The sequence below is a fragment of the Bradyrhizobium sp. 134 genome (assembly GCF_023074155.1).
Lineage (GTDB): Bacteria > Pseudomonadota > Alphaproteobacteria > Rhizobiales > Xanthobacteraceae > Bradyrhizobium.
In genome coordinates this window covers 50,542-64,371 of sequence record NZ_JADPKX010000045.1, presented here as the reverse complement: position 1 = coordinate 64,371, position 13,830 = coordinate 50,542, and the positions used below count along the sequence as shown (strand labels likewise).

Sequence of the window (13,830 nt, the reverse complement as noted above, 5' to 3'; positions counted from 1 at the left end):
AAGAAAATTAGACAGTGTTGTCAACGGACTACGTGGCTCTAGATGGAGGGAACCGTTGCAAAGGCGTTCCGCCTGGCCGCAAAATGCACAGCGCGTACTTGACTCCCCCGTACCACCAGATAGTTCGTCCGTCGAGCGGGATCTCAGGCACTTTCTGATGGCTCGTTTCCAGTTCATGGAATTGTTTGAAACCTAGGGATATCGCTTATGGCCTTCAATCATCCGAATGCTCGGGCAGTTTGGGAAGCCAAGGAGCTGACGGCGGACGGCATCAAAAGGGTATTAGTCTTGGAGACCTATTTGGTGCTTACCCCCAGTGTAGACGGCCATGACCATGTAGCTGTGAGCGATCTTCTCTCGGCGGCCAATAGATATTTGGCTCAGAATGCCACACAGTTGGATTGCGTTCGGTTGTTCGAAATTAAGGAAATTGGTTGACCGTGTGGACTGTTCATATGACAGCTTAGGATTCTAGTCCGCTGGCTCGCGAAGGGCGGCCGTAGACGCGCAGAACACCGACTCCTGCAGCTTGGAAGTCTCAGCAACGTGCCATGCGATGAAAATATTAGACGTGCACGGCTATCTCCCGTAAGCAAACGTAGTATCGGCCTGGCCCGTGGTCCGTGGGGCGGAGATTTCAACCGGCTGCGCTAATTTCTGATCCTTCACGGAGGTGCCGACGCCTTTTTGGATGGCCTCTTCACTAGGCGGCTGAAAGGGCTGGACGGCAGGGGCGGGGGCGCAGAGGCTTCTACCCAGATTGAAGAACAGCTCGATAAGAGCAAACAAAAAAGCGGCGTGTAAACTTTCACTCCAGTAACTCCACTCTCTAGGACCGAGATAAGTCCAGACGTGATCAAGTTCATCTTCCGGATCTTACGGCTCTATCCGCGACCAATCCCTGCATAATGGCTGATCAGGCTTGGTAGGCTTCAGCTTCATCTTGAAGCGGAAGGGTAACAGTGGTCAATATCTGCCCCCAGGCGCACTTTGCCGGGTTCGGTCCACCTTTATCCCGCCTTGAGCGAGCACTTGGACGGGCCGCGTTCGGCAAGTGCCTGACCACTGTTAAAAATCAAAGCTGGCCGGTTCACACTGGCGGCCTTGCTTATTCAATTTGCGCCCAAACGCGCGGTCTTGCTCTCCCTACTAACCAACTTGACCGCTACTAACGAAGTTGACCGCTATCAGCGAAGGCGCACCGTGCCGCATCTGCGCGTTCCAGGAGGACGATTGTCATGGAGCAGACTTTCAGCAGCGGAGACCTTTCCTCCACCCCAGGTGCAGTCGGGCCATTCTGAATTGCTGGGTACTCCCTTGATTAATATGGAGTCGGTTTTGGCCGAAAATTCAGAATGTTCGTTGAGCCGGTTGAGGATCCTGTCTGATTTTGATTCCGCGTTCGGAGGTTCGTTCCTCACCGCCCGGCCAGGGTCGCAGCGATACGGAGTTTCTCAAATTTTGGCGCTGTTTTTCTGAGGCCTGCCGGAGGGGTTCACCACTGCCCTTCGTACCCCAGCGAGGAAATCACGCCAAGAACGCCAGATGTGCGCCGTCACATTAGCTCCTCCTGCGCGCCGTCACATTCGCCTGAGACTGCGAGGCGGCGCGGTGGGCCGGAGAGCGACCTTACTGCGGCGCAGACGATTGCATCGCAGCCGATCTGTTTAATGGATCTAACCTCCATACCTTCATCGATCGCTGTTAACTGCTTAATCCGTGGGCTAGGCCCTCAAGATCGAAGCCGGTGTCACTACCATCCGCCGCGACGCGGATACGGCGATGATCGTGGCCATGGTCCATGTGCTAAAGGCAACTTGGTGGTCACCGGCCGAATCGTCAGCGTCTTCAAGATCCTTGTTGAATGAAAGGCACGCTAGACGGTATTCGGTTTTACGATCTCGATGCATCGCTGAATTGTTCCTGAAGCGGCGAATTGTACCTCGTTCTTCATCGTAACTGTGGTTGAGCGCGGACGAAGTTAGCCGGATCCTGCATTCGGCGGCGGCTATTGATCTCCTTTAGCAAGAACAGCCGTCTCAGCTGTGCCGCGTTCATTAACGTTTCGAACAAGGTGAAGATCTCGCGGGCCTGCACGTAAACTTCCACGCTAATGGCGTGCTGATCGAAGCCATATGATGCCAGACGTGCTTCAATCTCGTCTGCCGCGATGCGGTCGAGCCGCCAATCGAGCGCGTTCTGAATGATGTAGTGTTCGGCGTCATTTTCGAAGTCGGGCACGATACCGGGCACGTCTATCCGACGAAGCGTCATCTCTATTGCATTTTGTCGATATGATTCCAGCAGCTTGTGCCGCAGAATTCGATAGCGCTGCATCTCCCAGGACAGCTCCGCAACATCAATGGCAAGCAGCCACTCGATGGCCGATTGGGGGGCTATGTCGCGGAAGATGACGGTCTGGAGCGCGCGATAATGGTCGATGCTTTCTCCAGGCAGAAGTTGCGGAGCGGGACACAAGGCCTGAAATTCGGCTGGAATCGCGGATGTGGTTGCGGGCGTGGCGTTGCTCAAGGGGCCATTCATTGGCGTGTGACCTCCGGCCGGCCCTGCGATGTGGTGTCGAAAGTGGCCACAGTAGGATTGGCGTGGTCATGAACAGGGCTGGTTGCCCATAATTCGTTCGCGACAGGCGAGGGCGATATCTGCATATCGGCCCACCACGCCTTTTCGTTGCCATGCCGATGCAGGGCCTGGTGATGAGAGCGGCATAAGGGCGCGGTGAATTCGTCGCTGACCTTGCGCCCGAGTGCTCGCGGCTGGGCGAACTTGAGGTGGTGGGCATCGGATGGAGCCTGCTTGCAGACCAGGCAAGGCTGTGCCCGGATAAAAGCAAGGTGGGCCTTGCTCCGCTTGCGCGGGGGCTCTTTGGGGAAGGCGAGGCCGCTCCCTGGCTGATCCGCCGGCCCGTCCGAGCGTGAGCCTGGGATAGCGGCTTGGGAGAGGGAAAGTTCTTCCGCCGGTTCTTGTCCGGGGGCGCTCTCAGCCTCAGATGATGGTAGATGAGTTTCGGTCTCAAGGCGGGCCGTCTCCTCGAACCTCACCAGATAGGCCGACTCAAGCGCCCGGGCATCCGCCTCTAGCAGGGTGTTTTTCAAGGGAAGGCTGGCTTTGGCCCAAGCCAAGAGGTCGTCAGTATTCCCCGCGGCCGCCAACTCGGCCAGCAGCCGCTCCCGCAGCTCAGCCGATTGCTGAGGTTTCAGGACAGCCGGTCGGTTCAAGACGGCTTTGGCAGGCTTTCCCTTTGGGCCGGGAGCCATTTGCGGCTCGGCGGCAGTGGGAGGGCCGGCGATTGCATCGGGAGCGTCGAGGTCGTCCTCACCGGCAATGCCAACCAGAGCAAATAGGGCGTAGCGACGGGCATAGGTCAATGAGGCACCCATCCGATGTGGCGCCTCGATTTCCTTTGCCGCGCAGACCGGCCAATCGGAGGAGATCCATTCGCCGGACGCATGGGCCAGCAGGGTCGTGAGACGCACTTGGCCGCTGCTGGAGTCGATCCTTGTGGTCTGGACGGTTGCGATCTCCTGCTTGCTGAGGGTCTTGCGGACAAGGTCTAGGCCGGAGGCCAAGGAGGCGTAGCGGAAGGTCCGGTCGTCCTCCCGCGGGAAGGGGGACCGTATCACCGCCGTCAGGGTCTTTTCCGGGTTGGTTAGCTCGGCCTGCGCCCGGGCGAGGGCGCCCGCGATCGCCCCGATCCGCTCACTGGATTGATGCATCGGAGGCCTCCACAGCGAGAGCGTCGAAGCTGATGGCCCCGGACTTGGAGCGTTTGGCCTTGATCCCGTGCCCGCTTGCCTCCTTGACATCCTCGGGCACGAGCTTCTTCAACTCAGCTTTGGAGAGCTCGTGCGCCCCGTGGGCGTCCTTGGTGCGGAGATAGGTTGCCGCGAACTCGCCCCAAGCATTGGACGAAGACATATCGACGACTTTAACGGCCTCCAGCCTTGGTCGCGGCGTTTCGATGTTGAAGAGCAGAGGCGCCTCGCCGCTCTGAACGCAGCGCCAGAATTTCTTCTCGGCGGTGAGGAGCAGATGCTGATAGAGCGGATCGGCGTGGATTTTGATCTCAACCCATTTGCCACCGCCGGTGATGATCGAGAGAACGGCGCTGCGGGACGCTGTGACCCACATGTTGTGCTGCAGCTGGGCCATATGTTTCTCGGCCGCGGCTTCCTCTGTAAAGGCCCAAGGCAGCATGAACTTGGCCTCGAACACCGCTCCAGTCTGCTCGACCATGCCATCGAGTGTTGCCGCCATCCATTTGTGCACCGGATGCCGAACCCTCTTCTGGATGTCGGAGATGGTTTGTCCTGTTGAGCGGTGGTACCAGGCGCGATTGAGGACCTCTGTTATCGTGCCGAGCTGGACGATGAGATTATCCGAGAGATCTTCTGGTGCGACCTCTCCACGTTTCTCTTGCCAAAGGCGGATGAGCTTGTCCTGATCATCACCCATGATGACACGTGCATCCGAGCCGCCGATGAAGTGGCGGCGGTCATTGGGGTTGAACCTGATGATGTGATTGGGCGCATCGGCGCCGTTTGTTTGAACTGTTGTCACCGGTATCTCCTACGCAAAAACAAGCGGCTTCATTTGCCGCACTGCCTGAAGCCCCGCGTCCGCGAGGCGAGATACCGGCGCTAGGATCGCAGGTGGCGCCCGGTCGAATCAGTAACGCTCCAATCGCGAATGAAGGCCAGTCCTTTCTGCAGCAACAATCTTGCTCGTTTTAGCGACAGGAATCGCTCTTGTTCTCACGGGCTTAGGGCAGGGACGGGACGAGGCTGACCGGTATAAACCGACAAAACGAAGCCAATTCACGCATGAACCGCAAAGACCTGGATACAAAAGGCGCGCTCGCCGAGAACGATTGTCCGGTCGCATGACATGTTGAAATGAAGCCGTGATTGTCGGAAGATCGTGGGTATTGCCTCCAACTTGGGCCCCTGAGACTTGAAGCATCCGGCAGTATTTTTCGATCGTGATGGCGTCCTCAATGAGGACGACGGCTACGCTTTCGATCCCGGCCAGATCCGGTGGGTGGAAGGAGCGCAAGAGGCCGTCAAAGCAGTCAATGACGCCGGGTATCTTGCGTTTGTCGTGACGAACCAATCAGGAATCGCGAGGGGGTTTTACGAGGAGCGGCATGTTCGCAATCTGCACGAATGGATGTCGCGTGAACTTGCTATGGTTGGTGCGCGTATCGATGCGTTCGAATTCTGCCCCCATCACCCCGATGGTCTGATTGAGCGTTACCGTGTCCTCTGTAGCTGTCGTAAGCCGCAGCCGGGCATGATCAGAGCCCTCCTTGAGCGGTATTCGGTGGACATCGATGCTAGCTTCCTGGTCGGTGACAAGCAGAGCGATCTTTCTGCGGCACACGCGGCCGGAATAGCCGCCTATCTGTTTGATGGATCAAACCTACATACGTTCATTGCGCCGTTGTTGCGGGATCCGTCGTATCCTCCGTCGCATCGCCGAGGCGCGGTAACCGAGGATTGAGGCCGTGGTCTTCGCGATAATGCGGATCGCTCGACTGCGAGATAGTGAAATCAAGGAGGCAAGTTGGCGTCAAAGCGACAAATCGAAGCCAATCGCGCAAACGCAGCGAGGAGTACCGGGCCGCAAACAAGCGTCGGCAAAACAGCATCGAGCCGCAACGCCTATCGGCATGGCTTATCTCGTTGGGACGAACCCGCCGGTTCTGGTTTCGATGCAGTCTTTGCGGAAGGCTTCAAAGGTACGGACATGCATGTCGCAGTCCAAGATTTGGCTCAAGCTAGGAGCCGCCAGGATCGCCTGCGAGCTCTTAGGTTAATTCTGATGTTGGCGGTGATCGAGGGCGCGGAACCAAAGCAAATGAGATATTTGTCGAGCTTGGAACGGTATGAGAAGGCTGCTCTCTCGCGGCAACGGCGGGGGCTCAAACATTTGAAGCGGAATGCCGGATGAGAACCACGAGCTGAGTAGGAAACTGGCAGTGTAGGGTCTCAGGCCGGAGAGCGTCGCGCCGATTGGACGGGCTGCTAGTATTCAATTCTTGGAGGCTGCATGAATTACATGTTCCCACTGCTGGCTGTCGCGATCACCATCGGCCTGTTTGTGCTCTACGCGACGGTGCGGCAGAACTTGGGTCGATCCCGCCGCGCGGATGAGGTTCCTCATTGGCCGGATTCGAGCCTGAGATAGCGATCGAGCGTCCATTCACATGCGCAGGGGCATCGAAAAAAAATGCGCTTGCGCCGTCGGGCAAAGGAACAGATAGAGCCTCCTTGGAAGTAGCCGTTTTCGGTTGAGGAAAAGATGAGACGAGCGCTTGCCATAATGATGATGCTACTCTTGCCGACGTCCCTGAACGCCGGATCAACGATCGTGGGCGCGGGCTCGCAATCTTGTACCGCTTGGCTGAATAGGAAGAAGAACTTAGTCGTAAAGGCAGCTTTTGAATCCTGGGTCGTGGGCTTCGTCAGCGGGTTAAACGTGAGTGCTGAGAGGGACATTGTCGGCGGCGGCGACTTCTCCGCGATCGTTGCTTGGATGGACCGGCGCTGCAAATCTAATTCTTCAGATCAAATTGGAGTTGCAGCTCTGGACCTAGCGATGGAATTGGCTGGTAACGCGGCGAAGCGCTGATCTGCTGGACACGCCAGTTGACGCTGAGGCCGCTAACGTCCTTAGCCTGGCCGTGAATCACGGAGACACATGTGCGGATCAAGCTACCCGAGACAGACCTCAAGTCAGCGCAAAGCCTTGGTAGCATTGAGCTCAAAGACGAAGGCGGCGGACACGTCGGCCAATACTTCTTCGGAAAGGGGCACGGCCGGACGGTCTTCCTATTCGGGAAGTACAAGGGCACGTTCAAGACCCACGCTGAGTGCCAAGCCTTCATCGATGGCGTGATCGCTGTGATCGATGGCAACCGCGGGTCCCGCGGCGTGGCGACTAGTTGAACCGAGTTGAGCGACTGGAAGCTTGCGGATGTCGCGCTGCCTACTCTGAAAGCCAACTGAAGGTTTGCGCAACGTCAGACTTTGCAGCTTCACGTCGGTTGACCTGCGACCTGCGACTGTATGAGAAGCCACATCGTCATGGCCGCGGCAAGACCCGTGGCAATTAAATACGCGGGCGACATGTTCCACCCGCTACCTGCGAGCACTAAATAGCTCAGCAATCCTCCAATCGAAACGGTGAAGCCAAGCCAGGCAAGCTTTGGGAAATGAAATCCACGTTCGCCGCGCCAAAGATCAAGCACGAGGTAGAACACGAGAAAGGTGTTGCCGAGCGCCGCCGGCAGCAAACCCATGATGATACCGCTCTCGAATCCAAGATAGGATAACACGCCGTCAACCTGAGCAATCACGGCGAACGGCAAATAGCGCGGATTGATGCAGGCCAAGGCGATAGACGCGAGCTCAAAGGCATAGAAATAACGCTCATGCATCTTCGGAAGCAAGTAGGGCATGAGCATGAGCGAGACGCACGCGGCGAGCAGAATGAACTCTGGGCCCGTTCGTTTGGAACGCGCGATGAACATTGACAAAGCAAGTCCGCTCACAGCCGCAAGCACCAAGCCGATGGCGACTCCGATCTCGTACGGTGTACCCCCAGCCAATACCCAGATGTTCGCTGCATTCATTGTGAGGCGATGGAATGTGTGAGCTTGCTCTAAATAGACACCCGCTACGGAGGCTAAGGATCTGCCAGCGACGAAAACCGGAATGGCGAGAACCACGTAAATCCCGGGAACAGCGGCGAGCCATGCTGGGTGGATCCTGCGGCGCATTAGCACGCCCAACACTAAGGGCCCTAGAAAGACGCCCTGGGCCTTCACCGAAACCGCCGCCGCGAATGGCAAAACGCCATTTCGGTCCCGCATGAACAGGGCTACGGAGACCAGCGTGAAGAACGTCCAGATCGAATCGGCCTGTGCCCACATTGCGCCGTTGAAGAGCACCGTCGGCGCCAGCCAAACAGCGCAGAAGGCCAAGGCGGTGCGCAATGGCACCCTTGTCGCTCGCCAGACGATCCGGGCGATAGCGATCGCGCAGCCCAACTCGATGACGGCCGAGATCGCTTTCACGAGGGACAGTGGCTGGCCCAGCCAATCAAGTCGCGCGGCAATCAGCAGGAGGTAGCTGTAAAACGGGGTGTAGTTGGTGAAAGGTTCCGCCAGCGCGCCGATCCCGTGATCTCGAGCAAAGCAATACCACGGGATCAGGAACTGAATGGCGTCGTCGGTGGCGTGCTCGCGCACGAGGTAACGGAGCCCAAGGCCTGCAAACCCGCACAGCATCACCAGAGCGATCGGAAGCCGCGAGTTCGTGTCGCCTGAACTGATGCGGCGGCGGGACACTGGCGACGTGTCCATCCCAACGGTCTTATTATCACGCGATACTCTTGCTGGCGATTTCCTCGTTGTGATCACACTGTAGCGGCTAACAATGCAAAGGTTGTATGAGCAGGGTGGGTGCAGCTCGCTGACTGCCTCTGAACGAATTGTTTGGTTACCGAAACCTTTAGAGAATTGGCGCCCATCGAAAGGGACTCGCAGCAGGAGAGTAAGCCAGCATTCAACCGGCTTCAGGATCCTCAGGTTTTGCTGTTGGGGAAAAGGGCATGGGCTAAAGGTTTGGATTTAAGTGCTGCGCAACGTTGGTGACGCGCGATGAGAAGCTGATCGAGGCGCCGACTGACTTCGATCACGGACAGGACATGCGACGGGCCGATCTCAATGGCGTCCTCGGCACGGCCCCTTGTTGCGCGTAGATAAATGGCGCGCAATTCGGCGTAAAAATTGGCGGCTCGTTAGCTAGAGGCTTTTGAAGCTTTTGGCGGCCGACCAAGTTTGGGTCGTGGTAGCCCTGATCTGTCTGGAAGCGGAACGACAAGCAGCCGAAGCTGCATTGCCGCGAGGACCTTCAAAATTCGGCTGAGATGTGGATCTACGGCGCCGCCGAATGTTTTGTACATTGTTCTACGCTCGATCCCAGCCTCCCTCGCCAGGGAGGAGACATTCTGGGCCAGCACGGCTTCTTTCAATGCAAGGACGGCTTCCTCGAAGCGATTGCTGGCTAGGCCTTGCGTTAGTCGGTTTGCGATCCCTTCGGGATCATCGGGGGCCGTCCCGCTCGGTGCAGTCTGCACCTCAGAGGGATCCGACCGCACCACGCTGGCCTGTACGTTGAGCGCATCAAAGAGCCTTAGGATGCGGCTGAGCTGAGGGTCGATTCGACCCCCGAATGTTCTGTACAGGGCATCCCGTCTCAAACCAGCGTCCCGCGCTAACATCTGCACGTTTTGAGCTTGCATAACGCGGCTGAGAGCCGTCCGCGCGGCATCAAAGTCGTTTTCTCTCATGCTTTCAGTTAGATAGATGGCTGTTGCCGCTGGATTGTCGCGGAATAATTCAGCCAGGATTGCCTTGTTGCTAGCCAGCATCGCCCATCGATTGCCCGTCACTGTGGCCCTCGGGTTACAGCATTTTGGGCCGTTTGGGATAGATTGCCCAAGACATCGACGCACACCGCTTGGGGATTTTTGTGATGAAGAAGATTTTGTTTGCTCTCACCGCGATCGCGGCGATGACTGGTTCAGCCTCGGCCGCTGACCTTGGCGCCCGTCCCTACGTGAAGGCCCCGATGGCGGCGCCCGTCGCCAACTGGACCGGCTTCTACATCTTCGGTGGCGCCGGCGGCGGCCTCTCTGCTGCGGACCAGCGCGTCCAGACCACGGTCGGCGCGGTTCCGCTCACTATTGATCAGCGTCAGGGTGGTTCGGGTTGGTTCGGCACCGTTGGCCTCGGCTATGACTGGCAGTTCAGCGGCACCTGGGTCGCCGGCGTGTTCGCTGACGGTCAGTTCGGCAGCATCCGCGCCACCATCCAGGATCCGACGGTCGTTGGCGGCCTCACCGGTACGCAAAAGCTGGAAGACTCTTGGGCCGCAGGTGTGCGCCTCGGCTGGCTGGTTGCTCCGAACGTGCTCTCCTACGTCAACGGCGGTTACTCTGGCGCTCACTTCGGCCAGACCAATTTCATGACGCTCGCCGGCGTTCCCGCGGGGATCCACCTCAACAGCTATAACCGCAACGGCTGGTTCATCGGCGGTGGCGTCGAGAACAACCTGAATATCTTCGGCATCCAGTCGCCCGGCTGGTTCATGAAGACCGAGTATCGCTCGGCCTTCTACAACGCCAAGACCTCGAACGAGCTCTTCGATGTCACGAACACGCTGGTTGGCCGCGATATCCGCGCCAACAGCTGGAACCAGACGATTTCGACTTCGCTGGTCTACCGCTTCAACTGGACCGGTCCTGTGGTCGCGAAGTACTGATCCATAACCCGCTTCAAACATCAAAGCCCCGGGTATCGTCCGGGGCTTTTTTGTTGTTTGGAGCGTGCTCCGGATCTGAGGGGAATATGTGACCATGCTGCTGGCCAGTTGCGCCAAGCTCAACCTAACTGGGGTAGGCGACGGCTGCTTAGCGCATTGGCGGCAAGCTGGTCGGGCCCGGCCTGCTCCATCTCTCAGCCGATCTTGCGATGCTCGCAAGCAAATCATGAAAAGAGCGCTAAACGCCGGATCAACGATCGTCGGCGCCCAATCTTTTGCCGCCTGGATGAATAGGAAGAAGAACCCGGTCGTAAAGCGACGTTCGAATCCTGAGTCCGTCGGCTTCGTCAGTGGCTAAACGTGGGTGCTGAGAGGGACATTGTCGGCGGAGGCGATTTCATGGCGGTTGTCGCTTGGATGGACCGGTGCTGGAAATTTAATTCTTTGGATCAATTGGGGTTGCAGCTCTGGATTTAGCGAAGGAGTTGGCCGGCAACGCGGCGAAGCGCTAATTAGGCTGTTCGGCTAGGCTTGCCCTCAACGATGCCGACGCCGTGTTCCTCCAGGAGCTTTTTCGTATCCCAAATCGGTTCGGGAACGACTATTGGCTTGCCCGCTATTGCGGGGTCATTCTGATCGATCAGCTCTCCGGTTCGCTCCAAAAGTCGCCAGATATTGTTCCGGGCGCTCTTGTCGCCTTGAAGAGCCGCATTGTAGTTTTTCAACAGGACAGCCACGGCTCGGGGGACCTTTTGCCGACGGCCATCTGTGGTAAGCATCACGGGCTCCATTGCGAGCCGCTTAAAGATGGCGATCACGCTTTCCGTCGCGTTCCTGCAAGAGGCGCGACGGGGCCGCTCGCAGCTCACTTTCGTACGTTCGGTCATTGTCGTTGATCCATCCTGCCGTCCGTTCAATTTCCCCTAGCTGATCCTGTCGTGCGCCTGCGGGACTTGAACGTTCGAACTGATAGCCTGAACGCGCTTCACAATAATGGGACCTATGCTCTTCGGAGTGGATCGCCGAATTAGTCCGGAGCGCTCCATGAGATCGATGAACTTCTTAAACTCACGAGGATCACCTGCCATCGCATCGTGAAGGATTCGGCGCACCATTAGTTCTCTTCGAGAGAGCGTGCTCCCGTCTTTTGTGCGTTGAACACCATCGAAGAGCTCCTTTAGGCTAATCCCATCGGGGCGCTTTGGACGCCCCTTGGGGTTTCCTGTTCTTCCCTTGGGAAATTGCGCATGCTTCGGCGGACGTTTGTATCCGATCTCGTAACCTGACGGAGCACCATCGGCCGCTGTGGGCTTGATTGAATTGGCGTAGTCGTCCATGCGTCCTCGCGCTGGTTTTGAGCCTGGCGACGAGTAGCACGACCAAGCGGACTCAGCGCTCACGACAATTGCCGAAGGAATTCCGATACCGGCGGGCGTCTGGGTCGAAAGGCTCAGGTGGGCGCTTTGAAACCCAATGGATCAGGCCGCCCGGATCTCCGCCAGCTCCTCAAAGCTCTCCTGCATTGGATAAAGCCAGGCCTTCTTTCCGGTGTACTGCTCCCAACGCCGCACCGCGACATCTACGTAAGCGGGGTCAAGCTCGACCGCCCGAGCAATGCGGCCAGTCTTTTCCGCCGCGATCAGGATCGTCCCGCTCCCACAGAAGGGGTCGAGCACGATCTGGCCGCGCTTGGAGCAGTCCTTGATGGCATCCGCCACCATGGCCACGGGCTTCACGGTTGGGTGCAGCTTCAGCTCCTCCATGCGACCGGTCCGCATGCTGGTTGCACCTTCATAATCCCAGACATTGGTCCGATAGCGGCCGTGCTGACCGAGTTCGAAGGTATTGGTATGCGCGGCCGATCCGTGCTTCCAGACGAACACCAGCTCATGCTTGGAACGATAGAACGATCCCATCCCCGCATTGGTCTTGTTCCAGATGCAGAGGTTCTTGAGCTCTGCATAATGTTGATCGCCCGCAAGCAGCATTTCCCGCATATGCCGCCAATCCATGCAGATCTGGTGGATTGAGCCATCCCGCGAGTAGCGGCAAGCAGGCGGAAGATCTTGGAGAGGAACCGGGTGAATTCCTCGTTGCTCATCTCCCCCGAAGCCATGGCGAATTCGCGGTGCTTGATTGCGCCCAGCCCCGATACATTGCCGCCAATGCGAACGTTATAAGGTGGGTCGGTAAAAATGAACTCGGCCCGTTCGCGCCCCATGAGGACGTCGTAGATGGCGGGATCGGTTGCGTCACCACAGAACAGAACATGCTTGCCGAGCCGCCACATGTCTCCGACGCGACTGACGGGAGGGCCCTCACCGCGCTCTGGAATCCGGTTTTCCGGCTGTTCGCTTTCGTCGTCAAAGTTCTCGATGATGCAGTCAACCTCGGCGGCTTCAAAACCCGTCAGATCGATGTCGAACCCCACGTCAGCGAGCTGCTTCAATTCGATTGCAAGGATCGAGTTATCCCAGCCCGCCTTTTCAGCGAGGCGATTGTCCGCGAGAACATAGGCGCGCTTGTCCGCCTCGTTAAGATGCGAGAGGCGGACGCAGGGGACAGTCTCGAGGCTGAGCATGCTTGCAGCCGCAAGACGTCCATGGCCTGCGATGACCTGACCTTCATCGTCGATCAGGATCGGGTTGTTGAAGCCGAACCGCTTGATGCTTTCCGCGATCAGCTTGATCTGCTTCGCCGAATGGGTGCGGGCATTGCCCGCGTAGGGCTTCAACGCGTCGATTGACAGCTGCTCGATCTGCAAAGCTTTTCTCCTGATTGAGTTCTCTTAGGGCGAATTGCCCCCGGAGAGGTTTTGCAGATCAGGGCTGGGAATTCGCTCACGGAAATTGGCGGCTACGGTGCACGGTCGGGAGGCTGCGGAAACTGGCGCTCTATCTCCGTTTCGAAGTCCTCCGAATCCCTGCAGCGTTCGTCGGGGTGAAGGTGCCCGCCCTTCCACAAGCTGTGGTTATTGCGGAGAGTCGTCCAATCTACATTTTTTAGGCGCTTGCGCGCCCAAAATGCCAACAGGCGGTAGGCGCGCTCGCTGGTCGCGATATGATCGATGGTGCGCTCCGGAGCGGTTTGATCAGCCTTGAGCCGCCTGCACAGCCACGGATAGATCCTGTCGATCTGCTCGAGCGTAAAGTCCTGCTGTGCCGGATGGTTGGGTGGGCGACCGCGGCGCTTGTGGATGGGAGGGGCGTGGCGGACGTGCCATGGCGGATCGTCGTGAAGCCGCTGCTGATCAAACGGGACGCCCATGTTCGTTTCTCCCTAGGTTCGCTGGTCCGGAGAAACGCTAGCCCAAGAGGGAGCAACAGCAGAGAGCGGCTCACCCCATTGGTAAACGCTCAAAATCCGATATTGCGGATTCGAGGGCTATGGGTAGCGGGCGAGTCCAATTGGCGAATGTAGAGGCCTCCTATCGCGTTTTTGAAATTCATCACAAGGCCGTGACAAGATGCCGGTCTAC

The 13,830-nt window shown here is 57.9% G+C and carries 15 protein-coding genes and 1 pseudogene; 6 read left to right on the top strand and 10 right to left on the bottom strand.

The window, feature by feature from the left end:
- Positions 1-207 precede the first annotated feature (207 nt).
- Positions 208-438, top strand: a complete 231-nt coding sequence (locus IVA75_RS15225) for a hypothetical protein (RefSeq protein WP_247290240.1) — start codon at positions 208-210, stop codon at positions 436-438.
- 1,512 nt (positions 439-1,950) lie between these two features.
- On the opposite strand, the gene IVA75_RS15220 is transcribed toward IVA75_RS15225, so the two are convergent.
- The 3 genes from IVA75_RS15220 to IVA75_RS15210 are packed head-to-tail and all read right to left on the bottom strand — an operon-like array spanning position 1,951 to position 4,581.
- Positions 1,951-2,532, bottom strand: a complete 582-nt coding sequence (locus IVA75_RS15220; RefSeq protein ID WP_247290239.1) for a hypothetical protein — start codon at positions 2,530-2,532, stop codon at positions 1,951-1,953.
- A gap of 8 nt (positions 2,533-2,540) precedes the next feature.
- On the bottom strand, positions 2,541-3,737 hold the full coding sequence (locus IVA75_RS15215) for an ERF family protein (RefSeq protein ID WP_247290237.1): 1,197 nt from the start codon (positions 3,735-3,737) through the stop codon (positions 2,541-2,543).
- Positions 3,721-4,581, bottom strand: a complete 861-nt coding sequence (locus tag IVA75_RS15210) for a YqaJ viral recombinase family protein (RefSeq protein WP_247290235.1) — start codon at positions 4,579-4,581, stop codon at positions 3,721-3,723. The genes IVA75_RS15215 and IVA75_RS15210 overlap by 17 nt, the downstream gene beginning before the upstream one ends.
- A gap of 393 nt (positions 4,582-4,974) precedes the next feature.
- Here IVA75_RS15210 and IVA75_RS15205 point away from each other — a divergent pair, with 393 nt between their 5' ends.
- From IVA75_RS15205 to IVA75_RS15190, 4 genes are all read left to right on the top strand, one after another.
- Complete coding sequence (locus IVA75_RS15205; protein ID WP_247290233.1) at positions 4,975-5,523, top strand: HAD family hydrolase; 549 nt, start codon at positions 4,975-4,977, stop codon at positions 5,521-5,523.
- A 549-nt stretch (positions 5,524-6,072) separates the two neighbouring features.
- Positions 6,073-6,210, top strand: coding sequence for a hypothetical protein (locus IVA75_RS15200; RefSeq protein WP_247290231.1), 138 nt, complete (start codon positions 6,073-6,075; stop codon positions 6,208-6,210).
- Positions 6,211-6,345: 135 nt separating this feature from the next.
- Positions 6,346-6,654 carry a hypothetical protein gene (locus tag IVA75_RS15195; RefSeq protein WP_247290229.1) on the top strand — a complete coding sequence of 103 codons (309 nt, stop codon included), beginning with the start codon at positions 6,346-6,348 and terminating at the stop codon, positions 6,652-6,654.
- Between the two features lie 71 nt (positions 6,655-6,725).
- Entirely contained in the window at positions 6,726-6,971 is a 246-nt protein-coding gene (locus tag IVA75_RS15190; RefSeq protein WP_247290227.1) for a hypothetical protein, read from the top strand.
- A gap of 89 nt (positions 6,972-7,060) precedes the next feature.
- Here the strand turns inward: IVA75_RS15190 and IVA75_RS15185 are convergent, their stop codons facing one another.
- Both IVA75_RS15185 and IVA75_RS15180 read right to left on the bottom strand, forming a co-directional pair.
- Complete coding sequence (locus tag IVA75_RS15185; protein ID WP_247290225.1) at positions 7,061-8,374, bottom strand: hypothetical protein; 1,314 nt, start codon at positions 8,372-8,374, stop codon at positions 7,061-7,063.
- Between the two features lie 452 nt (positions 8,375-8,826).
- Positions 8,827-9,480, bottom strand: coding sequence for a transcriptional regulator (locus tag IVA75_RS15180; protein ID WP_247290215.1), 654 nt, complete (start codon positions 9,478-9,480; stop codon positions 8,827-8,829).
- Between the two features lie 83 nt (positions 9,481-9,563).
- Between IVA75_RS15180 and IVA75_RS15175 the strand changes: the two genes are divergently transcribed.
- Positions 9,564-10,352, top strand: a complete 789-nt coding sequence (locus IVA75_RS15175; protein WP_247290213.1) for an outer membrane beta-barrel protein — start codon at positions 9,564-9,566, stop codon at positions 10,350-10,352.
- A gap of 512 nt (positions 10,353-10,864) precedes the next feature.
- On the opposite strand, the gene IVA75_RS15170 is transcribed toward IVA75_RS15175, so the two are convergent.
- The 5 genes and pseudogenes from IVA75_RS15170 to IVA75_RS15155 all read right to left on the bottom strand — a co-directional run bounded on the left by IVA75_RS15170 (position 10,865) and on the right by IVA75_RS15155 (position 13,619).
- Entirely contained in the window at positions 10,865-11,239 is a 375-nt protein-coding gene (locus IVA75_RS15170) for a hypothetical protein (protein ID WP_247290210.1), read from the bottom strand.
- A gap of 36 nt (positions 11,240-11,275) precedes the next feature.
- The gene (locus tag IVA75_RS15165) at positions 11,276-11,689 is read right to left on the bottom strand and encodes a DUF5681 domain-containing protein (RefSeq protein ID WP_247290208.1); all 414 of its coding nucleotides are present in this window, start codon (positions 11,687-11,689) and stop codon (positions 11,276-11,278) included.
- Between the two features lie 141 nt (positions 11,690-11,830).
- Positions 11,831-12,340 (bottom strand): site-specific DNA-methyltransferase, encoded by a 510-nt coding sequence (locus IVA75_RS40365; protein WP_346658425.1) that lies wholly within the window; start codon positions 12,338-12,340, stop codon positions 11,831-11,833.
- A gap of 608 nt (positions 12,341-12,948) precedes the next feature.
- Positions 12,949-13,086 (bottom strand): annotated as a pseudogene (locus IVA75_RS40360) (ParB N-terminal domain-containing protein); the annotation flags it as partial.
- A 122-nt stretch (positions 13,087-13,208) separates the two neighbouring features.
- Positions 13,209-13,619, bottom strand: coding sequence for a hypothetical protein (locus tag IVA75_RS15155; RefSeq protein WP_247290206.1), 411 nt, complete (start codon positions 13,617-13,619; stop codon positions 13,209-13,211).
- Between the last annotated feature and the right edge of the window lie 211 nt (positions 13,620-13,830).

Bases quoted from the DNA above. Each gene is read 5' to 3' on its own strand.
- IVA75_RS15155 (WP_247290206.1), bottom strand. From the start codon at position 13,619: ATGGGCGTCCCGTTTGATCAGCAGCGGCTTCACGACGATCCGCCATGG.
- IVA75_RS15215 (WP_247290237.1), bottom strand. From the start codon at position 3,737: ATGCATCAATCCAGTGAGCGGATCGGGGCGATCGCGGGCGCCCTCGCC.
- IVA75_RS15175 (WP_247290213.1), top strand. From the start codon at position 9,564: ATGAAGAAGATTTTGTTTGCTCTCACCGCGATCGCGGCGATGACTGGT.
- IVA75_RS40365 (WP_346658425.1), bottom strand. From the start codon at position 12,340: ATGCTGCTTGCGGGCGATCAACATTATGCAGAGCTCAAGAACCTCTGC.
- IVA75_RS15225 (WP_247290240.1), top strand. From the start codon at position 208: ATGGCCTTCAATCATCCGAATGCTCGGGCAGTTTGGGAAGCCAAGGAG.
- IVA75_RS15200 (WP_247290231.1), top strand. From the start codon at position 6,073: ATGAATTACATGTTCCCACTGCTGGCTGTCGCGATCACCATCGGCCTG.
- IVA75_RS15195 (WP_247290229.1), top strand. From the start codon at position 6,346: ATGATGATGCTACTCTTGCCGACGTCCCTGAACGCCGGATCAACGATC.
- IVA75_RS15170 (WP_247290210.1), bottom strand. From the start codon at position 11,239: ATGACCGAACGTACGAAAGTGAGCTGCGAGCGGCCCCGTCGCGCCTCT.
- IVA75_RS15165 (WP_247290208.1), bottom strand. From the start codon at position 11,689: ATGGACGACTACGCCAATTCAATCAAGCCCACAGCGGCCGATGGTGCT.